Below are 20,865 nucleotides of genomic sequence, written 5' to 3' on the forward strand. Positions count from 1 at the left end.
GGGTCTCCGGTGGGGCGAGAATGTGGAGTCAGTGGGCGGCGGCGCGGCGGGCCAGCACCTCGAAAGCGGGCAGGGTCTTGCCCTCAAGCACCTCCAGAAAGGCGCCGCCGCCGGTGGAGATGTAGCCCACCTGGTGCCCGATGCCGTAGCGGGCGATGGCGGCCAGCGTGTCGCCACCGCCGGCGATGCTGAAGGCCGGGCTGGCGGCGATGGCGCGGGCAATGGCTTCGGTGCCGCCACCGAAGGCGTCGAATTCGAACACCCCCACCGGACCGTTCCAGACGATGGTGCCGGCGGCGTGGAGCTGGGCCGCCAGGCGGGCCGCGGTTTCGGGGCCGATGTCGAGAATCAGGTCGTCGTCGGCCACGTCGGTGGCGCGTTTGGTGCAGGCGGGCGCGTCGGCGGCAAAGGTTTTGGCCACCACCACGTCGGTGGGGAGGGGCACCTCGGCACCGCGTGCCCGCATCGCGGCCATGACGGCGCGGGCCTCGTCCACCAGGGCGGGTTCGGCCAGGCTGCGCCCGATGTTCAGGCCCGCGGCCAGCATGAAGGTGTTGGCGATGCCACCGCCGACGATGAGGCCGTCGACCTGGGCGGCCAGCTGCCGCAGGATGGACAGCTTGCTGCTGACCTTGGAACCGCCGACGATGGCCACCCAGGCGCCCCGGGGCTGGGCCAGCGCGCGGGCGATGGCGTCCATCTCGGCGGCCAGCAGCGGGCCGGCGCAGGCGATGGGAGCGGTGACCGCGATGCCGTGGGTGGAGGCCTCGGCGCGGTGGGCGGTGCCGAAGGCGTCGTGCACGAAGATGTCGCACAGTGCGCCCAGACGGGCGGCCAGGGCCGGGCTGTTGTCTTTTTCACCGGGGTTGAGGCGGCAGTTTTCCAGCACCACCACCTCGCCCGGCCCGAGCGCAAAGCCACCGTTGACCCAGTCGGCGACCAGCGGCACCGGACGGCCCAGCAGTTCGGCCAGGCGAGCGGCCACAGGCGCCAGCGAATCTTCGGGCCGCCCCTGCCCCTCGGTGGGCCGGCCGAGGTGGGAGGTCACCATCACCGCCGCACCGGCATCGAGTGCGGTGCGGATGGCGGGCAGCGAGGCGCGGATGCGCGTGTCTTCGGTGATGCGGCCTTGGGCATCCAGGGGCACGTTCAGGTCGGCGCGGATGAAAACCCGCTTGCCGCTGGCAAAACCGCTGGCACAGACGTCGGCAAACCGCAGGAAGGGCGGCGCCGCTGGGCGGGCACCGGTGGCCGGAGCGCGTGGCGCACGCCCGCCAGGGACGGGTCGGGCCAGGAAGGGTGGACGGGCGGGGGGTGCGAGGTGCGGGCTCATGGGCGGTCTCCAAAGGCGTGAAAGGACAACACGGGCCCCACCGGACCCGAGGCCGGTTGCGGGGGAAACAGGACGTGGGGGGCAGCCCCCCCGGGATTCAGGCCGGGGCGGGCAGCCAGGCCACTGGCACCAGGGCGGAAAAATCGGCGATCACCCGGTCGGGGCCACAGGCCTCGATCGGTTCGCCCATGTTGTAGCCGTAGGGCAAGGCCCAGACGGTGACACCGGCGTTGCGTGCGGTGGCCACGTCGATGGACGAATCGCCCACGAACAACGCGCGTTCGGCCGCCACGCCGTAGCGCAGCAGGGTGTCGGCAATGCCCAGGGGGTTGGGTTTTTTCACCGGCAGGGTGTCGCCGCTGACGATGCGGTCGAACAGCGGCGCCAAGGCGTGGGCGTCGAGCACGGCCTGGGTGTAACGCCCTTCCTTGTTGGTGACCACCGCCAGTTTCACGCCCTGGGCACGCAGGGCCAGCAGGGTGTCGCGCACCTGGGGGTAGAGGTGGCTGCGGGTGCCGCAACGGCGCTGGTAATGCCGGCCAAAGGCGGCCTCGATGGCGGGAAAGCGGTCCGAGGCGCGCACCGCCTCGGCCGGCTCGCCCCAGCGCCAGGCCAGGGCCTGGATCAGCAGCTCGCGCGTGCCGTGGCCGATCCAGCGGTCCACCCGGTCTTGCTCCACGGGCAGAAGGCCGATTTCGGTGAGGGTGTCGTTGACGGCGTCGGCGATCTCCGGTGCGGTCTCGATCAGGGTGCCGTCGAGGTCGAACAGGATCAGATCGTAGGGGTAGGGGGCGGCAGACATGGCGTGGTGAGCGGTGGGGTGTCGGGGGGCCTCAGGCCAGGCCCAGGGCGCGTTGTTTGCGGTCCATCATGCGCCAGATGAAGGGGGTGAAGATGAGCTGCATGGCCAGCTCCATCTTGCCTCCGGGCACGACGATGGTGTTGGCCCGGCTCATCGAGGCGCCACCGATCATGCTGAGCAGGTAGGGGAAGTCGATGCCCTTGGGGTTGGCAAAGCGGATGACGACCATGCTCTCGTCGGCGCTGGGGATGTCGCGGGCGATGAAGGGGTTGGAGGTGTCGACCACCGGCACGCGCTGGAAGTTGACGTGCGTCAGCCCGAACTGCGGCACGATGTAATTCACGTAATCGGGCATGCGGCGCAGGATGGTGTCCACCACCGCCTCCTGGCTGTAGCCGCGCTGGGTCTTGTCGCGGATCAGCTTCTGGATCCACTCCAGGTTGATGGAGGGCACCACGCCAATCAGCAGATCGGGGTACTGGGCGATGTTGACCGTGTCCGTCTTGACGGCGCCGTGCAGGCCTTCGTAGAACAGCATGTCGGTGCCTTCGGGCAGGGTCTCCCAGGGAGTGAAGGTGCCGGGCGCCTGGCCGTAGGGCGCGGCCTCTTCGGCGTTGTGCAGGTATTTGCGGCATTGGCCGCTGCCGTCGGTGGCGTACTGGCGGAACAGGGCTTCGAGGTTCTCGAACAAATTGCCCGCGGCGCCGAAGTGGCTGAAATGGCGGTTGCCCTGGGCCTCCTCCTCGGCCATGAGCTGCTTCATGGCCTGGCGCTCGTAGCGGTGGAAGCTGTCGCCTTCGATGACGGCGGCCTTCACCCCTTCGCGCCGAAAGATGTTCTGGAAGGTGCGCGTCACCGTCGAAGTGCCGGCCCCCGACGAACCGGTGATGGCGATGATGGGATGGCGTTCGGACATGGGCGGTTCTCCGGCGGGTATGGGATGTGCGGCTCAGTCGCGGAACAGGCTGCGTTTGGCAAAGAGCGGGGTGTCGTCGGGCACCTGCACCGGCTCGGCGTGGTAGCGTTCGATGCGCTCGACCTCGTGCCGGGAGCCGAACACCAGCCCGATGCGCTGGTGCAGCCCGGTCGGCGGGACGGTGAGCATGGGCACGCGCCCGGTGCTGGCCCGGCCCCCGGCCTGCTCGACCACCATGGCGATGGGGTTGGCCTCGTAGAGCAGGCGCAGACGCCCGGGTTTGGACGGGTCCTTGGTGTCGCGCGGGTACATGAACACGCCGCCGCGCATGAGGATGCGGTGCGCCTCGGCCACCATGGAGGCGATCCAGCGCATGTTGAAGTCCTTGCCGCGCGGACCGGCCTTGCCGGCCAGGCATTCGTCCACATAACGCTTGACCGGCGCCTCCCAAAAACGGCTGTTGGAGGCGTTGATGGCGAACTCCTGCGTGTCGGCCGGGATCTGGATGTGGGGGTGGGTGAGCTTGAACTCGCCCAGGCTGGGGTCGAGCGTGAAGCCGTACACCCCGGTGCCCACGGTCAGCACCAGCATGGTGGTGGGGCCGTAGAGGGCGTAACCGGCGGCCACCTGCTGCGCGCCGGCCTGCAAAAAATCGGCCTCGGTCACGTCGCGGCCGCTGTCCACCACCGCCTGCGGCGCACGCAGGATGGAAAAAATGCTGCCGACCGACACGTTCACGTCGATGTTGCTGGAGCCGTCGAGCGGGTCGAACACCAGGAGGTACTTGCCGCGCGGGAACTGGCGCGGGATGTGGTACGGCCCGTCCATTTCCTCGCTGGCCATGCCGGCCAGGTGGCCGCCCCATTCGTTGGCGCGCAGGAACATCTCGTTGCTGACGACGTCGAGCTTCTTCTGCGTCTCGCCTTGCACATTGACGCTGTCGCCTCCGCCGTGGTTGCCCAGCATGTCGCCCAAGGCGCCGAAGGCGACCGAGCGGGCGATGGCCTTGCAGGCCAGCGCCACGTCGAGGATGAGGGCGTTGAAATCGCCACTGGCGTCGGGGTGGCGGCGGCGTTCCTCGATAAGGAACTGCGTGAGGGTGGAGCGTTGTGACAACGGCATGGGATGAACGGTCGGGAATGAGCGAAAAAGGGGGCGCCGCCGGTCAGGCCGGCTGCTCCAGGCGGGCACGCAGATCGCGCAGGCGCACGCCGGACAGGTCGGGCAGCACGCACAGGGCACCGGCAAAGTCGTGGTGGGCGGTGAAGGCGTTGGGCGTCACCACCGTGGCCAGACCGGCAGCGGTGGCGGCACGCAGGCCATTGGCCGAGTCCTCCAGGGCCAGACAGCCCTCGGGCGCCAGCCCCAGGCGCCGCAAGGTGTTGCGGTAGACCTGCGGGTGCGGTTTCTTCAAGGGCGCGGTGGAGGCGTCCTCGACCACCTCGAACCGGCGCCGCCAGTCCGCCCCCAGGGCCTGGCGCATCAGCACGGCGACGTTCGCCGGCGAGGTGGTGGTGGCGATGGCCAGGCGCACCCCGGCCACCGCCGCCTCTTCGATCAGGGCCGGTACCCCGGGCCGCAGCGTCAGGGCACCATCGCGCACGGCCTCCTCGTAGGCGGCGGTCTTGAGGGCGTGCAGGCGCTCCACCGTGGCCGCCACGCCCTGACCGTCGAGGTCGCGCAGCCCGGGCTGCACCTCGCGCCAGTGGTGCAGGATGCGTTCCTTGCCGCCCGAAACCTCGAGCAGGCGGGTGTAGTGCGGCACATCCCAGTGCCAGTCCAGGCCCTCGACGCGGAAGGCGTGGTTGAAGGCGGCCAGGTGCCACTGCTCGGTGTCGGCCAGGGTGCCATCGACGTCAAAAATCAGGGCCTGGGGCATTCGGGTCTCCTGCGCGGTCTGGAATGCCACGCTGTCCGGTCAACTATAAGCAAATGATTAACTAAGGTAAATTCACATTTTTCTCGAAAATCATTAAGCTATAGCTGAATGAAAAACGCCACCTTCCGCCAGCTCCGGGTTTTTGTGGAGGTGTCGCGGCACCTGAGTTTCGCGCGCGCCGCCGAGGTGCTGCACCTGACGCCGCCGGCGGTGACCATGCAGGTCAAGGAGTTGGAAGGCCACATCGGCCTGCCCTTGTTCGAGCGCAGCGGGCGCCAGGTCAGCCTGACCACGGCGGGGGAGTACATGCTGCTGTACGCGCGCAAGGTGTTGTCGACCCTGAAAGACGCCGAAGACGCCGCCGCCCGCCTCAAACGCCTGGAAGAAGGCACGCTGACCATCGGCATGGTGAGCACCGCCAAGTACTTCCTGCCGCGCCTGCTGGCGGAATTCCAGCAGGAACACGCGGGCATCGAAATCCGGCTGGCGGTGGGCAACCGCGCCCAGCTGCTGCAGATGCTGCACGGCAACGAGGTGGACATTGCGGTGATGGGCCAGCCCCCGAACGAGATGGCCACCCGGGCCGAACCGTTCGCGGCCCACCCGCATGTGTTCGTGGCCCCCACCGACCACCCCCTGCTCAAGGTGGGGCACCCGACGGTGGAGTCGCTGCGCCCCTACGGTTTCATCCTGCGCGAACGCGGCTCGGGCACGCGCGCGGCCATGGAAAAATTCCTGGAATCGTCGCGCATGGAGCCGCGCGTGGTGATGGAGATGTCGAGCAACGAGACCATCAAGCAGGCGGTGATGGCGGGCATGGGCATCAGCTTCCTGTCGCTACACACCATGGGTCTGGAACTGGAACACCGCCTGATCGCGACGCTGGACGTGGAAGGCTCGCCGGTGATGCGCGCCTGGAATCTGGTGCACACCCTGTCCAAACTGCTGTCACCGGCGGCGGAGGCCTTTCGCTACTTCATGCTGGAACGCGCCGAAGGCCACTTGGCGCGCAAGTACGGGCCGCTCGTGCGGCTGCCCTACCACTGATTTGTCCATGACAAATTAAATGGGGACACCGCCCCACGCCAGCGCCGTGCCGTGACGCAGCCGCCAGGCGTGCACCTGCAGGTGCACTTCACTGGCGCGGCGCAGCACGGTGACGCCGTCGGGCAGGCCGCGCCGGTGCAGGGCCACCGCCGCCCCGCCAACCCAGACCTCGACGCCGCGCGGCAGCTGCTCCACCAATTGCTGCAAGGTGTCCACCACGTCGCGGCGGGAGGCGTGGGCGCTGTAGCTCAGGGCCAGCACATCGACCTGCAACTGCTGGGCCGCCAGCACGATGTCGGCCACCGGGGTGGAGGTGCCCAGCGCCAGCCGGTGGCAGGACTCCAGGGCGAAAAAGCTTTCCGCCATGAGCAGCCCCAGCCCGTGCAGTTCGGACGGGGTGGTGGTGAGCATCACGCGCGGACGGCGCTGCAGGGTCTGGCCACTGGCGTCCACCGTGGCAATCGCCTCGCGCAGCACGGATTGCAGGGTTTCGGTGAACAGGTGCTCCTGGTACACCGACAGCTCGCCGCGCAGCCAGGCCTCGCCCACGTGCACACACAGGGGCGCGACCAGTTGCTCCACCGTGGCCCCCAGCCCGTGGCGCAGGATGTGCTGCTGCAGCGCCTGCTTGACCAAGTCGGTGCGGTTGTCGGCCATCCAGCGCAGCCAGGGGGTGTCGGGGTCACCGAGCCGGGGGGGCTGTGACGCAGGGGACAGGGCATCGCCAACGGCCGGCTCACTGCGGGCTTGCGCCAGCAAGGCCTCAAGCTGGGCGTCGTCCAGCGGCACCACCTTGCCCGGTCGGTGGCCGGCGTCCAGCAGGCGCTTGATCAGGCGCAGGCGCTGCAACTGCTGGTGCGGGTAGACGCGCTCGCCCGCGGCGTCGCGCGCGGGCGTGGGAAAGCCGTAACGCCGCTCCCAGACGCGCAAGGTGTCCTTGCCCAGGCCGGTGTCGCGCTCGACCTCGGCGATGGACCAGGTCGCATCGGGCATGGGCGCATGGGCCAGCAAGTCGGCGAAAGGGGTGTCCATGGGTGCATCCATTGTCGGCATCGGGGCGTATTGCTTGCAGGGCGCATGATTTGCACACGCCATTCGACTTTAGCATACAATGAATTTTGTCTAGGACAAATAAAGCCACACAGGAGCACCCATGAAAGTTGCCATCGTCGGCTCAGGCATTTCCGGACTCGCCGCGGCGCACCGGCTGCGCGGCCAGGCCCAGGTCACGCTGTTCGAGGCGGGCGACTACTTCGGCGGCCACACCCACACGGTGGACATCACCCTGCCCACCGCGCAAGGCCCGGTCAGCCACGGAGTGGACACCGGGTTCCTGGTGTTCAACGAGCGCACCTACCCCCAGTTGATCGCCCTGTTCGCCGAACTCGGCGTGGCCACGGCCCCGTCGGACATGTCGTTTTCGGTGCAGGTGCCGGGCAAGCGGCCGGGCCGCCGGCTGGAATGGAGCGGCAACAACCTGGCCACCGTGTTTGCGCAAAAGCGCAACCTGCTGAACCCACGCTTCCTGGGCATGCTCAGCGACCTGCTGCGCTTCAACCGCCTCTGCACCGAGCTGGCCGCGGCACAGCGCGAGGCCGACATGGTGCAGCCCCTGCACGACTTCCTGGACCAGCACCGCTTCGGCACCGCCTTCCGCGACTGGTACTTCCTGCCCATGCTGGGCTGCATCTGGAGCTGCCCGACCGACCAGATGCTGCGCTTCCCGGTGGCCACCATGATCCGCTTCTGCCACAACCACGGCCTGCTGCAGGTGAACGACCGGCCGCAGTGGCACACGGTGGTGGGCGGCGCGCGGCACTACGTGGAAAAAATCGTGGCCCAGGTGCCGGACGCCCGCCTGAACACCCCCGTGCGCCGGCTGGACCGCGACGAGGCCGGCGTCACGCTGCACACGGCGCACGGCCCCGAGCGCTTTGACCAGGTGGTGCTGGCCTGCCATTCCGACCAGGCCCTGGCCCTGCTGGGCCGCCCCACCAACGTGGAGGCCGAGGTGCTGGGCGCCATCCGCTACCAGCCCAACCGGGCGGTGCTGCACACCGACACTTCGGTGCTGCCCCTGCGCACCGCGGCCTGGGCCGCCTGGAACTACGAGCGCGCGGCCGATGCGCAGCAGGAATCCGCCCGCGTCTGCCTGCACTACCTGCTCAACCGCCTGCAGCCGCTGCCGTTCAGCCAACCGGTGGTGGAGTCGCTCAACCCGGTGCACCCGATCGACCCGGCCCAGGTGCTGGGGACGTTCGAGTACAGCCACCCGGTGTTCGACCTGGCCGCCATTGCCGCGCAGCGCCGCGTGCCCGCCTTGCAGGGCCACCTGCACACCTGGTACTGCGGCGCGTGGACAGGCTACGGCTTCCACGAAGACGGGCTGAAGTCGGGCCTGGCCGCCGCCGACCAGCTGCTGGCCCACACCGCCGGCGCCCGGAGGCAGGCCGCATGAGCGATACCCGTGGCGACCGCGGCGCCCTGGCCCAGATCGGGTTTGGCCAGGTGCGCCACACCCGGTTGCGGCCGCGCCGGCACGCTTTCGCCTACGACACCTGGTTCCTGCTGCTGCCCATGCGCCGCCTGCACGAGCCGGCGGCACTGGGCGGCCTGGCGGTGAACCGCGCCGGGGCCATCAGTTTCCACGACCGCGACCACGGCGATGGCCGCGGCCCGGAACGCGGCGGCGCGCTGGCCTGGCTGACCGAGATGCTGGCGGGCGAGGGCATTGCCGACGCCGACGGCGAGGTCTGGCTGCACACCTACCCGCGGGTGCTGGGCTACACCTTCAAGCCGGTGAGCTTTTGGTACTGCCATCGGGCCGACGGCAGCCTGCGCGCCATCGTCGCCGAAGTGAACAACACCTTCGGCGAACGCCACTGCTACCTGCTGGACCGCCCGCACTACGGCGCCGAGTTGCGCGCCGACAAATGCTTTCACGTGTCGCCGTTCTGCCGCATCAGCGGGGAGTACCGCTTCCGCTTTTTGCGCACGGTGCACGCCGGCCAGGACCGCACCGTGGTGCGGGTGGACCACGACGACGCCGACGGCCCGCTGCTGCAGACCAGCGTCAGCGGCACCCTGCACCCCATCACCCCCGCCGCGTTGCGCCGCGCGCTGTGGCGCTACCCGGCCATGACCGCCATGGTCATGGCGCGCATCCACTGGCAGGCCCTGCAACTGTGGTGGAAGCGTGTCGGCTTTCACCGCAAACCGCCTCCCCCTGAACATTTCGTGACCCGATAGCCCTGGAGTTTCACGCATGAACACCTTCACCGCCACCGCCCCCACTTCGGTGCAACTGCCGGCCCAGACGCCGGCCGCCGCGCGCACCGTGTTCCAACTGTTGCAGCGCCTGCGCCACGGCTCGCTCACCGTGCAACTGCCCGACGGCAGCGTGCAGACGCTGGGCGACGGCCAGGGCCTGCACGCCACCCTCCACCTGCACAACTGGAACGTGTGCGGCGCGGCGCTCAAGTCGGGCGACATCGGTTTTGCCGAAAGCTACATCGCCGGCGACTGGACCACACCCCACCTGGACGACCTGATGCGCCTGTTTCTGGCCAACCGCCAGGCGCTGGAAGACGTGATCCACGGCTCCTGGGCCGGGCGCCTGCTGTACCGAGTGCGCCACCTGTTGCACCGCAACACCCGCCGCAACAGCCGCAAGAACATCCACGCCCACTACGACCTGGGCAACGCCTTCTACCGTCTGTGGCTGGACGGGACGATGAACTACTCGTCCGCCCTGTTTGAAGGCGGCCACGAACAGCCCATGGCCGACGCCCAACACGCCAAGGTGCGGCGCGCGCTGCGCATGGCCGGCGTGCGGCCCGGCGACCGGGTGCTGGAGATCGGCTGCGGCTGGGGCGCGCTGGCCGAAAAAGGCACGGTGGAATTCGGCGCCCACGTCACCGGCGTCACCCTGTCCACCGAGCAACTGGCCTGGGCCCAGCAACGCCTGGCCGCGCTGGGCCAGACCGAGCGCGCCGACCTGCGCCTGCAGGACTACCGCGACATCGCCGACGGGCCGTTCGACGCCATCTGCTCGATAGAAATGGTGGAGGCGGTGGGCCGCGAATACTGGCCCACCTACTTTGGCCGGGTGGCGCAGCTGCTCAAACCCGGTGGCCGAGCCTGCATCCAGAGCATCGTGATCCAGGACCGGCTGTTCGACCGCTACATCCGCTCCACTGACTTCATCCAGCAGTACATCTTCCCCGGTGGCTGCCTGCCCTGCCCGCGCGAATTCCGGCGTGAGGCCGAAGCCGCCGGCCTGCGGGTGGTGGACGAATTCGCCTTCGGCGCCGACTACGCCGAAACCTGCCGCCGCTGGCGCGAGGACTTTCTGGCGCGCCGCGACGAGGTGCTGGCGCTGGGCTTCGACGAGCGCTTCCTGCGCATCTGGGAGTTCTACCTGGCCTACTGCGAAGCCGGCTTTGCCACGGGAGACATCGATGTCGTGCAATACACCCTGGCCAAGTGAGCGCCCGCTGACCGGCTGGCTACGCCGGGCGCTGTTGGGGGCCGTGCTGACCAGTGCGGCGGCTGGTACGGCTCCGGCCTGGGCCAATGCGCCGGGGAACGGTGCGGCCGCCTCGGCGCCTGCAATGGCAGCCGCAACGGTTTCGGCTGTGGGGTCGGTGCCATCGGCTGCATCGCCTGCAGCACCCGCGCAACTGGCCGGCAGCCGCCTCCAGGGCGAGGCCACGCTGCGCTTTTTCGGCCTGCGCGTCTACCACGCGCGGCTATGGACCCGGCCCGACTTCCAGCCCGAACGTTTCTTGGAACAGCCGGTGGTGCTGGAGCTGGAGTACCTGCGCGACCTCAAGGGCGGCGCCATCGCCGAACGCTCGGTGCAGGAAATGCGCCGCGCCGGCGGCTTCAACGAGGCCCAGGCCGAGCGCTGGCTGGCGGAGATGCGACGCATCTTCCCCGATGTGAAAAATGGCGACCGCCTGACCGGCCTGCACGAGCCGGGCGTGGGCGCGCGCTTCTGGCACAACGGCCAGCCGGTGGGCGCGGTGGCCGATCCGGCATTTGGCCGGCTGTTCTTCGGCATCTGGCTGGCGCCCAGCACTTCGGAACCTGCGATGCGCCTGGCCCTGTTGGGCCAGACTACCAACCGCTGACATCCCATGACCCGCCCCAGCCCGCCACCGGCCACCCCCAGCGCGGCACGGCCCGCCACCGACGGGGCCGCCGCCCCCATGGGCGTGCGCGAGGGCTGGCGTTATGGGCTATTGGGCCTGCCACTGGCCTTCGTGGCACTGCCCCTGTACGTGCACCTGCCCAACGTGTACGCGCAGCAGTTTGGCGTGCCGCTGGCCACGCTGGGCTTGGTGCTGCTGCTGGCGCGCCTGTTCGACGCGGTGACCGACCCCTGGCTGGGCCGCCTGAGCGACCGGTTGTTTGCGCGTTCGCACCGCTGGGTGTTGGGCGTGGGCGCGGGCAGCGCCCTGGTGTTGCTGGCGGGCATGGTCGCGCTGTTCTTCCCGCCGTGGGACACGGCCCGTGCCGCGCAGGTGGCGCTGGGCCTGTTCGTCGGGCTGCTGGTCACCACCGCCGCCTACAGCCAGCTGGCGATTGCCCACCAGTCGTGGGGCGCGCGGCTGGGCGGCAACGAGGTGCAGCGCGCCCGCATCGTCGCCTGGCGCGAAGGCGCGGGGCTGGTGGGCGTGGTGCTGGCCTCGGTGCTGCCCAGTTGGTTGGGTTGGGGCGGCTGGGTCACGGCGTTTGGCTTGGCGCTGGCGCTGGGCTGGCTGGCCTGGTGCCGCGCGGTGCCACCGACCACACAGAACGCCCCCGATGTCTGCCACAGCGGCAAGGACACACGAACGGCCAATGCCAAAGCCTCCCGCGCAGGCTGGCACGACATGCTGCACCCTTGGCGCCATGCCCCGTTCCGGCGCTTGCTGGCGGTGTTCGTGCTGAGCGGCCTGGCCAGCGCCATGCCCGCCACGCTGGTGCTGTTCTTCATCCAGGACCGGTTGGCCGCCCCGGCCCAGGAGCCGCTGTTCCTGGCGACCTATTTCTTCGGCGCGGCCGCGTCGTTGCCCATGTGGATGCGCGTCGTCGGCCGCGTGGGCCTGGCGCGCACTTGGCTGGTGGGCATGGGCCTGTCGGTGGCGGTGTTCGTCTGGGCCGCCACCCTGTCCACCGGCGACGTGTGGGGCTTCTGGTGGGTGTGCGCCCTGTCGGGCCTGGCGCTGGGCACCGACCTGGCCCTGCCCGGCGCGCTGCTGGCCGGGGTCATCGGCGCCCAGGGCGACCGGGGCCGGCGCGAGGGTGCCTACTTCGGCTGGTGGAACCTGGCGGCCAAGCTCAACCTGGCGCTGGCCGCTGGCCTGGTCCTTCCCCTGCTGGGCTGGCTGGGCTACCAGCCGGGCCAGCCCAACGCCAACGGCCTGTTTGCGCTCACCATGGCCTACGCCGTGCTGCCCTGCGCCATCAAGCTGCTGGCGGCGGCCAGCCTGTACTGGCATTTTGTGCGCCCCGCCGCGGCGGGGCCGGCACCGTCCCTTGCGCCTCAGGAGGCCCCATGAACCCGCTTCACCACCCCACCCCCATGCGCCCGGCGCCCCAGTCGACCCAGCACGCCCGCCCACCGTTGTGCCGCAGGCTGCTCACCGGGCTGGCCGCCCTCACCCTGGGGGCCGGTACCCTGCTCGGCCTGAGCGGCTGCGCCAGCCAGGACATCCAGCAATACGCCGCCGAAAAACCCGTGCTGGACCTGGCCGAATACTTCAACGGCAAGGTGATCGCCCACGGCGTGTTCCAGGACCGCAGCGGCCAGGTGGTGCGCCGCTTCGTGGTGGACATGCAAGGCACCTGGAACGGCAACCAGGGCGTGCTGGACGAACATTTCACCTACGCCGACGGCAGCAAGGACCGCCGCGTCTGGCGCCTGACCAAGCACGCCGACGGGCGCTACAGCGGCACCGCCGACGACGTGGTGGGCCCGGCCAGCGGGCAGGCGGTGGGCAACGCCTTCTACTGGACCTACACCCTGCGCCTGCCGGTGGGCGGCAAGACCTACGACGTGCGCTTCGACGACTGGATGTACCTGGTGGACGAGCGCGTGATGCTCAACCGCGCCACCATGAGCAAGTTCGGCGTGCGGCTGGGCGAGGTGACGCTGTCGTTCCAGAAAGTCGGCCCATGATCCTGAACCCCCCGATCCGCGACTGGCGCGGCCGGCGCGTCTGGCTGGTGGGCGCGTCCACCGGCATCGGCCGCGCGCTGGCGGACAAGCTGCACGGCCTGGGCGCCACCGTCATCGTGTCAGCCCGCAAAGCCGCAGAGCTGAATGCGTTCGTGGCCGAGCACCCCGGCAGTCTGGCCCTGCCGCTGGACGTGACCGACGCCACCGCCGTGCAAGCCGCCGCCGCATCGGCATTGCAAGGCGGCCCGCTGGACTTGGTGTGCTACTGCGCCGGCCACTACCAGGCCATGCGCGCCACCGCCATAGACCTGGACGACCTGCTGCGCCACCAGCGCATCAACACCGAAGGCGCGCTGCACCTGCTGCACGCCGTCACGCCCGCGCTGCTGGCGCGCGGCCAGGGCCACCTCAGCCTCGTCAGCAGCGTGGCCGGCTTCCGGGGCTTGCCGCAGAGCCTGGCCTACGGCCCCACCAAAGCCGCGCTCATCCACCTGGCCGAGGCGCTGTACCTCGACCTGCACCCCCACGGTCTGGGGGTGAGCGTGATCAACCCCGGCTTTGTGGCCACGCCGCTGACCGCGCAAAACACCTTCGCCATGCCGGCGCTCATCACCCCGGCGCAGGCGGCCGACGCCATCGTGGCCGGCTGGGCGCAGGGCGCGTTCGACATCCACTTCCCCAAACGCTTCACCCGGGTGATGAAGCTGCTGCGGCTGCTGCCCTACCGGCTGTACTTCCCCCTGGTGCGCCGCGCCACCGGCCTGTGAACGCCCCCGCCATGACCGCCCCCGCACCCATTTCGGTCACGGACACCCCGCAAGCCCTGGACCGCCTGGTGCAGGCCTTCGAGGGCCTGTCGCCCGACAACCTGCCGGCCCTGGTGGCCCTTTACGCCGCCAACGCCCGCTTCAAAGACCCGTTCAACGACGTGCAGGGCCAGGCCGCCATCGAGGCCATCTTCCGCCACATGTTCACCGCGCTGCACGGGCCGCGCTTCGTCGTCACCGAACGGGTGCAGCAAGGCCAGCAGGTGTTCCTGACCTGGGATTTCTGCTTCCGCTTCCGCCGTTTCGACACCGTGACCCCACAAACCGTGCGCGGCGCCAGCCACCTGGTGTTCGACGACCAGGGCCAGGTCACGCTGCACCGCGACTACTGGGACGCGGCCGAGGAGCTGTACGAAAAGCTGCCGCTGGTGGGCGGCCTGATGCGCTGGCTCAAGCGCCGCGCCAACACCTGAACCCGCGATGAGCTACCGGGTGGTCTGGTTCAAGCGCGACCTGCGGGTGCACGACCACGCCCCGCTGGCCGACGCCGCCCGCCAAGGGCCGGTGCTGTGCCTGTACGTGGTGGAACCCAGCCTGTGGGCACAACCCGACGCGGCCACCCAGCACTACCGCTTCATCGCCGAATCGCTGGCCGACCTGGACCGCGAGTTGCGCGCCCGGGACAGCCGGCTGCACCTGGCCGTGGGCGAGGTGGTGGAGGTGCTGGACCGGCTGCACCACCAGGCCCCGTTCGCCGCCCTGCACGCCCACGAGGAAACCGGCAACGCCCACACCCACGCGCGCGACCGGGCGGTGGCCCGCTGGTGCCGCGAACGCGGCGTGGCCTGGCGCGAATGGCCGCAATTCGGCGTGGTGCGTGGCCTGCGCGACCGCCGGCTGTGGCAGCCCCGCTGGGAGGCCTTGATGGCCCAGCCGCAGCTGGCCGCGCCCGAACGCCTCGTGCCGGTGGACACGGGCGGCGAGCCGGCGCAGCCCCTGGCGTCTGACCTCCCCTACACAGGTGGACCGCCCCTCTGCCAGATTCCTGGCGGTCCGTTTAGTCTGCACCCTCGCCCTTGGTCCGCCACCGCCCTGCCCAGCGCCCCAGCCCTGGGTTTGCCCCCCTGGGAAGCGCCCCAGCGCCAGCGCGGCGGCCGCGCCCGGGGCCTGGCGGTGCTGGACGATTTCCTGAGCGACCGCAGCGCCCGCTACCGGGGTGGCATTTCTTCGCCCCTGAGCGCGCCCGACGCCTGCTCGCGCCTGTCAGCCCACCTGGCCTACGGCAACCTGGGCCTGCGCGAGGTGGTGCAGGCCACCCGCGCCACGCGCCGCGCCCTGCCGCCCGAAGCGGCGCGCCAAAAGCAAGGCCTGCAGGCCTTCCACAGTCGGCTGTACTGGCACTGCCACTTCATCCAGAAGTTGGAGAGCGAACCCGAACTGGAGTGGCGCAACCTGCACCGCGGCTACGACGGCCTGCGCGAGGCCGACTGGAACCCCGCCCATTTCGACGCGCTGACCCAAGGCCGCACCGGCTGGCCCATGGTGGATGCCTGCGTGGCCATGCTGCGCGCCACCGGCTGGCTCAACTTCCGCATGCGGGCCATGCTGGTGTCGGTGGCGGCCTACCCGCTGTGGTTGCACTGGCGCGAGGTGGGCCACTGGCTGGCGCGCGAGTTCCTCGACTACGAACCCGGCATCCACTGGCCGCAGGTGCAGATGCAATCGGGCACCACCGGCATCAACGCCACCCGGGTGTACAACCCGGTGAAGCAGGCGCTGGACCACGACCCGCACGGCCACTTCGTGCGGCGCTGGCTGCCCGCACTGCGCCGCGTGCCCGACAGCTGGCTGTTCGAGCCCTGGCGCATGCCGCCCGACCTGCAGGCCCGCTGCGGCGTGCGGGTGGGCGACGACATCCCTGTGCCCCCGGTGGACCTGGCCACCGCCCTGCGCCAGGCCAAAGACCGGCTGCACGCCCTGCGCCGCCAACCCGCCGTGAAAGCGGCCCAGGCCGCCGTGGTGGACAAGCACGGCTCGCGCCGGGGCATGCCCGGCGGCGGCCGCAACGCCCGGGGGGAAGAACGGCCCGCCCCCAAGGCCCGGCGCGGCCCCACCAGCGCGCCATCCGGAACCACGGCGGGCCAGCTCTCCCTCGACTTCTGAACACCCCCACCCATGAAAATGCGCAAAAAATCCGACCTGCCGCAGAAAACCTGCGCGGCCTGCGGCCTGCCTTTCACCTGGCGGCGCAAGTGGGCCCGCGATTGGGAACAGGTCAAATACTGCTCCGACCGCTGCCGCAGCGCCGGGGGCCCGCGCCGCCCATGAACGGCCCCGCCCCGTCAGACACGCGCGGCAGCGCCCCGGCCGCCGGCGGCGTCATCCACTGGTTCCGGCAAGACCTGCGCCTGGGCAACCACCCTGCTTTGCACCAATCGCTGGCCCGCGCGCGCCAGCGCGGCGTGTGGTGGCTGCCGGTGTTCGTGTACGACACCGGCCAAACAGGTCCGTCGCCCTGGGGCTTCGAGCGCATGGGGCCGCACCGCCGCGCCTGGTGGCAGGCCACGGTGGACGCGCTGGCCGCCCAACTGCAAGCCCAAGGCCACCGCCTGCTGACCCTGAGTGGCCCGCCCTCCCAGGCGCTGACCGAACTGGTCCAACACCTGCAAACCGCTGCAGCGCAAGAAGCGGCCCCCAGCACTGGCCCCGCGCCCACCATCGAACTCTGGTGCGAAGACCTGCCCGCCCCCGAGGAAGAAGACGCCGTCGCCGCTTTGCGCCACCACGGCCTGACCGTGCACACCGTCTGGCAGAGCACCCTGCTGGACCTGGACGACCTGCCCTTTGCCCCAGCCCAGGTGCCCGACACCTTCACCCAGTTCCGGCAAGCGGTAGAACGCGCCGGGGTGCCCACCGCCCCGCCGCCGCTGGGCACCCCCACCGCGTGGCCCGCGCCCGCGCCCGACACGGTCCACACCCGCGCCACGCCAGCGCCCGACGCGGCCGTCCAGCGCTGGTGGCACGGCCCCGCCCCGGCCGCCGACACGCGCAGCAGCTTCCCCGCCCACGGCCTCAACGCCCAGGCCGGCGAAGCCGGCGCCCTGGCGCACCTGGCCCAGTACCACGCCCGGCGGATGCCCCACCGCTACAAAGCCACCCGCAACCACCTGCACGGTGTCGACGCCTCCAGCAAGTGGTCGCCGTGGCTGGCCACCGGCGCGCTCTCGCCGCGCCAGGCGATGGCCGCCGTGCGCCGGTTTGAAGCCGAACACGGCGCCAACGACGGCAGCCACTGGCTCTGGTTCGAACTGTTGTGGCGCGACCATTTTCGGCTGCTCCACCTCAAGCACGGCCGCGCGCTGTACCGCGCCCGGGGCCTGGGCAAAGCCCCACCGCCCCCGCACGACCCCGCCGCTTTCCAGCGCTGGTGCACCGGCACCACCGGCAAAGCGCTGGTGGACGCCGGCATGCGCGAACTGGCCGCCACCGGCTGGCTGGGCAACCGCCTGCGCCAGATCGTCGCCAGTTACCTGGTTCACGACCTGCAGGGCGATTGGCGTGCGGGCGCTGCGTGGTTCGAGGCCCAGCTCATCGACCACGACGTGTTCAGCAACCACGGCAACTGGCTCTACATCGCCGGGCGTGGCACCGACCCGCGCGGCGGCCGCCGCTTCAACCCAGTGAAACAAACCCTGGAGCACGACCCCGACGGCGACCACCGGCGCCGCTGGGGCACCCTGCCATGAACGCCCTCGAGCCCACCGCCCCACCCACCACCGCAGCGCCGGTGCCGTTCACACTGCGCCTGGTGCTGGGCGACCAGCTCAACCCACTGCACCCCTGGTTCCGCGAGGTGCAACCCGACGTGGTGTACCTGCTGATGGAGGTGCGCGCCGAGACCGATTACGTCGTCCACCACGCGCAAAAGGTGCTGGGCATTTTTGCGGCCATGCGCGACTTCGCCCGCCAGCTCAAGGCCGCCGGTCACCGCGTACGCTACGTCGCGCTGGACGACCCGAGCAACCGCCAGTCCATCCCCGCCAACCTGAGCGCCCTGCTGGCCCACTACCGGGCCCGCGCCGTGCAGTACCAGGCGCCCGATGAATACCGGCTGGACCAGGCCCTGGCCGCATGGGCCGCCACCGCCCCGGTGTCGGTGGAAAAGGTGGACAGCGACCACTTCTACACCCCCCGCGACGCGGTGCAGCACCAGTTCCAGGGCAAGCGCCAGTGGCTGATGGAGAGCTTCTACCGCCAGCAGCGCCGCCTGCACGGCGTGCTGATGACCGCCGACGGCCAACCCGAAGGCGGCCAGTGGAACTACGACGCCGACAACCGCCGCCCCTGGCCCGGCATCCCCGCCGCGCCGCCCGACACCCGCCCCCGCCACGACCACAGCGCCCTCTGGCGCACCATCCAAAGCGCAGGCGTACAAACCCTGGGCAACCCCCAGGCCGACGCCTTTCGCTGGCCGCTGAACCGCGCCGAGGCGCTGCAACAGCTCGACCATTTCATCGCCGATGCCCTGCCCCACTTCGGCGACTACCAGGACGCCCTCACCCACCGCCACTGGCACCTGTTCCATTCGCTGCTGTCGTTCGCGCTCAACGTGAAAATGCTGCGCCCGCAGGAGGTGGTGGCGCGCGCCGAACAGGCCTGGCGCGACGGCGCCGCCCCGCTGCACGCGGTGGAAGGCTTCATCCGGCAGATTCTGGGTTGGCGCGAGTACGTGCGCGGCGTCTACTGGGCGCAGATGCCCGGCTACACCGAGGCCAACGCGCTGGGCCACCAGCGCCCCCTGCCCGACTGGTTCTGGACCGGCCAGACCCGCATGGCCTGCCTGGCCCAGGCCATCGGCCAGTCGCTGGAACACGCTTACGCCCACCACATCCAGCGCCTCATGGTGGTGGGCAATTTCGCCCTGCTGGCCGGGCTGGACCCGGCCGAAGTGCACCACTGGTACCTGGGCATCTACATCGACGCCTTTGAGTGGGTGGAAGCCCCCAACACCCTGGGCATGAGCCAGTTTGCCGACGGCGGCCGCCTGGCCACCAAACCCTACGTCAGCAGCGCAGCCTACCTCGACCGCATGGGCGACCACTGCGCCGGCTGCCACTACGACAAAAAGGGCAAGACCGGCGAGCGGGCTTGCCCTTTCAATGCCTTGTACTGGGACTTTTTCGAGCGCCAGCGCGACCGGCTGGGGCGCAACGCCCGGCTGGGCATGGTCTACCGCCAGCTGGACAAAATGGCCCCAGACACGCGTGCCGGCCTGCGCACGCAGGCCGAGGTCACGCTGAGCCGGCTGGACCGGCTCTGAGCCCCCACTCCGGCGCGGCACCCGGCCGCACCGTCAAGTTCAGGCGGCGCGCCAGAAGATGTAGTCGGCTTGGTACTTCACGATCTGGTTGGCCCCCACGTTGCTGGCGCCACAGGCACTGGTCGGCGCCACGCCGCCCTGGGTGGCCACGCGTTGGATGTAGCTCACCCCTTCCATGGCGCCCTTGCCGGTGGCCGGGTTGGCCTTGACCAGCTGCAGCGGGATGCTGCCGGCAGCGCCCGGCGCCACGGCCAGCTGGGTGGCGGTCACTTTGGAGCCGTCGTTGGCCTCCCAGGTGGCCGGCGGGCCATAGTACTTGCCCACCTGCTTGCCGGCGCGGTCCAGCAGCTTGGCATCGGGTCCGGCAAACACCCACTCGAACTGGCCGGCCATGTCTTTCTTGGCGCGGCACTGGTAGGTGATCTCGCCCACGCCCACGGTCTCCATGTAGACCTTGTGGCCGGCAGGCACCTGCACCGCGGCGGGCAGGGCGTCTTGCTTGAAAGCCGGGGCGGCCGCCATCTGGCTAGCACAGGCGGTCAGGGTCAGCACGGCCACACCGGCCAGGATCGTCACAGCACGCATGGAATCTCTCCTCAAAGAAGGTTGAACACACCGGACGCAGCCCAACGCCTGCCCGATACCAGTGGTACGCAGGCTCTGCGGCGCTGGATGCAGCGCGGCACAAAAAAATTTCGCCACAGCGCAACGCCACCCACCCTTGCATCTGTTGCACACGGGGCTGCGTACTGACTTGAAGCGCCCTGACTATGCAGGACAATGGGGGCATGAGCCCAACCGACACCGACCACCAACTCATGGCACTGCTGGATCGCGTCGCCACCGGCGACGAAACCGCCCTCAAAGCCCTGTACGACCTGGCTTCGTCCAAGTTGTACGGGGTGGCCATGCGCGTGCTGGGCAAAGCCGAATGGGCCGAAGACGCCCTGCAGGACAGCTTCCTCTACATCTGGCGCGCCGCGGCCGACTACCGCGCCAGCCTCAGCCCGCCCATGGCCTGGATGGGCCTGATCGTGCGCAGCCGCGCCCTGGACCTGCGCCGCCGCCAGCAGGCCGAACGCATCCCGCAAACCCAGGAACTCGACGAGGTGCTGGCCGACCAGCTCGCCAGCGACGACCCCGGACCCCAGCACACCTACCTGGCCGGCCAGCAGGCCCAGGCCCTGCACCACTGCCTGCGCCAGCTGGAACACAAGCAGCGCCAGGTGGTCACCCTGGCCTACCTGCAAGACCTCAGCCACAGCGAACTGGCCGAACAATTGCGGCTGCCGCTGGGCACCGTGAAAAGCTGGATCCGCCGGGGCCTGGACAAGCTGCGCGGCTGCATGGCCCCCTTCGCCTGACAGAGAGAGGCGACACGATGAACCTACACCTCCACCCCGAATTGCTGCAACGCCTGGCCTCGGCCCACGCGCTGGGCACCCTGCGCGGCGGCGCCCGCCGCCGCTTCGAGCAGATCGCCCGCCAGCGCCCCGAGGTCCGCGCCGCCGCACTGGCCTGGCAGGCCCGCGTGGCCGGCCTGACCGAATTGCAAGCCCCCCTCACCCCCGACCCGGCGGTGTGGCTGCGCATCCAGAACCTGGTGGCCGCCGACCGCGAACGGGCCGCGCTG

21 protein-coding genes and 1 pseudogene are annotated in these 20,865 nt (G+C 70.1%); 15 read left to right on the forward strand and 7 right to left on the reverse strand.

Annotated features, from left to right (window positions below; genetic code table 11):
• Positions 1 to 28: 28 nt before the first annotated feature.
• The 5 genes from CON77_RS04665 to CON77_RS04685 form a co-directional block, all read right to left on the reverse strand.
• Complete coding sequence (locus CON77_RS04665; protein WP_101047981.1) at positions 29 to 1,333, reverse strand: phosphoglycerate kinase; 1,305 nt, start codon at positions 1,331 to 1,333, stop codon at positions 29 to 31.
• A 97-nt stretch (positions 1,334 to 1,430) separates the two neighbouring features.
• A complete protein-coding gene (locus tag CON77_RS04670) occupies positions 1,431 to 2,135 on the reverse strand; it encodes an HAD family hydrolase (protein ID WP_101047982.1) in 705 nt (234 codons plus the stop codon).
• A 31-nt stretch (positions 2,136 to 2,166) separates the two neighbouring features.
• Positions 2,167 to 3,051: a phosphoribulokinase gene (locus CON77_RS04675; RefSeq protein WP_101047983.1), complete on the reverse strand. Its 885-nt coding sequence runs from the start codon at positions 3,049 to 3,051 to the stop codon at positions 2,167 to 2,169.
• A gap of 33 nt (positions 3,052 to 3,084) precedes the next feature.
• On the reverse strand, positions 3,085 to 4,173 hold the full coding sequence (locus tag CON77_RS04680) for a class 1 fructose-bisphosphatase (RefSeq protein ID WP_101047984.1): 1,089 nt from the start codon (positions 4,171 to 4,173) through the stop codon (positions 3,085 to 3,087).
• Between the two features lie 43 nt (positions 4,174 to 4,216).
• Positions 4,217 to 4,930, reverse strand: a complete 714-nt coding sequence (locus CON77_RS04685; protein ID WP_101047985.1) for an HAD-IA family hydrolase — start codon at positions 4,928 to 4,930, stop codon at positions 4,217 to 4,219.
• A gap of 108 nt (positions 4,931 to 5,038) precedes the next feature.
• Between CON77_RS04685 and CON77_RS04690 the strand changes: the two genes are divergently transcribed.
• A complete protein-coding gene (locus CON77_RS04690; protein ID WP_101047986.1) occupies positions 5,039 to 5,977 on the forward strand; it encodes a LysR family transcriptional regulator in 939 nt (312 codons plus the stop codon).
• 15 nt (positions 5,978 to 5,992) lie between these two features.
• On the opposite strand, the gene CON77_RS04695 is transcribed toward CON77_RS04690, so the two are convergent.
• On the reverse strand, positions 5,993 to 7,009 hold the full coding sequence (locus tag CON77_RS04695) for a MerR family transcriptional regulator (RefSeq protein WP_232788403.1): 1,017 nt from the start codon (positions 7,007 to 7,009) through the stop codon (positions 5,993 to 5,995).
• 121 nt (positions 7,010 to 7,130) lie between these two features.
• Between CON77_RS04695 and CON77_RS04700 the strand changes: the two genes are divergently transcribed.
• The 12 genes from CON77_RS04700 (at position 7,131) to CON77_RS04755 (ending at position 19,232) form a co-directional block, all read left to right on the forward strand.
• Entirely contained in the window at positions 7,131 to 8,435 is a 1,305-nt protein-coding gene (locus tag CON77_RS04700; protein WP_101047987.1) for an NAD(P)/FAD-dependent oxidoreductase, read from the forward strand.
• On the forward strand, positions 8,432 to 9,226 hold the full coding sequence (locus CON77_RS04705) for a DUF1365 domain-containing protein (protein WP_101047988.1): 795 nt from the start codon (positions 8,432 to 8,434) through the stop codon (positions 9,224 to 9,226). Before CON77_RS04700 ends, CON77_RS04705 begins: the two co-directional genes overlap by 4 nt.
• 16 nt (positions 9,227 to 9,242) lie before the next feature.
• A complete protein-coding gene (locus CON77_RS04710) occupies positions 9,243 to 10,466 on the forward strand; it encodes an SAM-dependent methyltransferase (RefSeq protein ID WP_101047989.1) in 1,224 nt (407 codons plus the stop codon).
• A gap of 157 nt (positions 10,467 to 10,623) precedes the next feature.
• Positions 10,624 to 11,112: a chalcone isomerase family protein gene (locus tag CON77_RS04715; RefSeq protein ID WP_232788404.1), complete on the forward strand. Its 489-nt coding sequence runs from the start codon at positions 10,624 to 10,626 to the stop codon at positions 11,110 to 11,112.
• 6 nt (positions 11,113 to 11,118) lie between these two features.
• Complete coding sequence (locus CON77_RS04720; RefSeq protein ID WP_439650523.1) at positions 11,119 to 12,525, forward strand: MFS transporter; 1,407 nt, start codon at positions 11,119 to 11,121, stop codon at positions 12,523 to 12,525.
• Positions 12,522 to 13,145, forward strand: a complete 624-nt coding sequence (locus tag CON77_RS04725) for a DUF3833 domain-containing protein (protein WP_369407339.1) — start codon at positions 12,522 to 12,524, stop codon at positions 13,143 to 13,145. The genes CON77_RS04720 and CON77_RS04725 overlap by 4 nt, the downstream gene beginning before the upstream one ends.
• Complete coding sequence (locus CON77_RS04730) at positions 13,142 to 13,912, forward strand: SDR family NAD(P)-dependent oxidoreductase (RefSeq protein WP_101047991.1); 771 nt, start codon at positions 13,142 to 13,144, stop codon at positions 13,910 to 13,912. Before CON77_RS04725 ends, CON77_RS04730 begins: the two co-directional genes overlap by 4 nt.
• 11 nt (positions 13,913 to 13,923) lie before the next feature.
• The gene (locus tag CON77_RS04735; RefSeq protein WP_101048002.1) at positions 13,924 to 14,385 is read left to right on the forward strand and encodes a nuclear transport factor 2 family protein; all 462 of its coding nucleotides are present in this window, start codon (positions 13,924 to 13,926) and stop codon (positions 14,383 to 14,385) included.
• Between the two features lie 7 nt (positions 14,386 to 14,392).
• Positions 14,393 to 16,075, forward strand: a complete 1,683-nt coding sequence (locus CON77_RS04740) for an FAD-binding domain-containing protein (RefSeq protein WP_101047992.1) — start codon at positions 14,393 to 14,395, stop codon at positions 16,073 to 16,075.
• Positions 16,076 to 16,087: 12 nt separating this feature from the next.
• Positions 16,088 to 16,240, forward strand: a complete 153-nt coding sequence (locus CON77_RS04745; RefSeq protein WP_101047993.1) for a DUF2256 domain-containing protein — start codon at positions 16,088 to 16,090, stop codon at positions 16,238 to 16,240.
• Complete coding sequence (locus tag CON77_RS04750; protein ID WP_101047994.1) at positions 16,237 to 17,658, forward strand: DASH family cryptochrome; 1,422 nt, start codon at positions 16,237 to 16,239, stop codon at positions 17,656 to 17,658. Before CON77_RS04745 ends, CON77_RS04750 begins: the two co-directional genes overlap by 4 nt.
• Complete coding sequence (locus CON77_RS04755) at positions 17,655 to 19,232, forward strand: cryptochrome/photolyase family protein (protein ID WP_101047995.1); 1,578 nt, start codon at positions 17,655 to 17,657, stop codon at positions 19,230 to 19,232. The genes CON77_RS04750 and CON77_RS04755 overlap by 4 nt, the downstream gene beginning before the upstream one ends.
• A gap of 39 nt (positions 19,233 to 19,271) precedes the next feature.
• On the opposite strand, the gene CON77_RS04760 is transcribed toward CON77_RS04755, so the two are convergent.
• Positions 19,272 to 19,817, reverse strand: coding sequence for a DUF3455 domain-containing protein (locus tag CON77_RS04760; protein WP_101047996.1), 546 nt, complete (start codon positions 19,815 to 19,817; stop codon positions 19,272 to 19,274).
• A 203-nt stretch (positions 19,818 to 20,020) separates the two neighbouring features.
• Between CON77_RS04760 and CON77_RS04765 the strand changes: the two genes are divergently transcribed.
• Together CON77_RS04765 and CON77_RS04770 are read left to right on the forward strand one after the other, a co-directional pair.
• Complete coding sequence (locus CON77_RS04765; RefSeq protein WP_232788405.1) at positions 20,021 to 20,596, forward strand: sigma-70 family RNA polymerase sigma factor; 576 nt, start codon at positions 20,021 to 20,023, stop codon at positions 20,594 to 20,596.
• A gap of 17 nt (positions 20,597 to 20,613) precedes the next feature.
• Positions 20,614 to 20,865: pseudogene (locus tag CON77_RS04770) on the forward strand (anti-sigma factor); the annotation flags it as partial.

This window comes from Macromonas nakdongensis (genome assembly GCF_002837145.1).
GTDB lineage: Bacteria > Pseudomonadota > Gammaproteobacteria > Burkholderiales > Burkholderiaceae_C > Macromonas_B > Macromonas_B nakdongensis.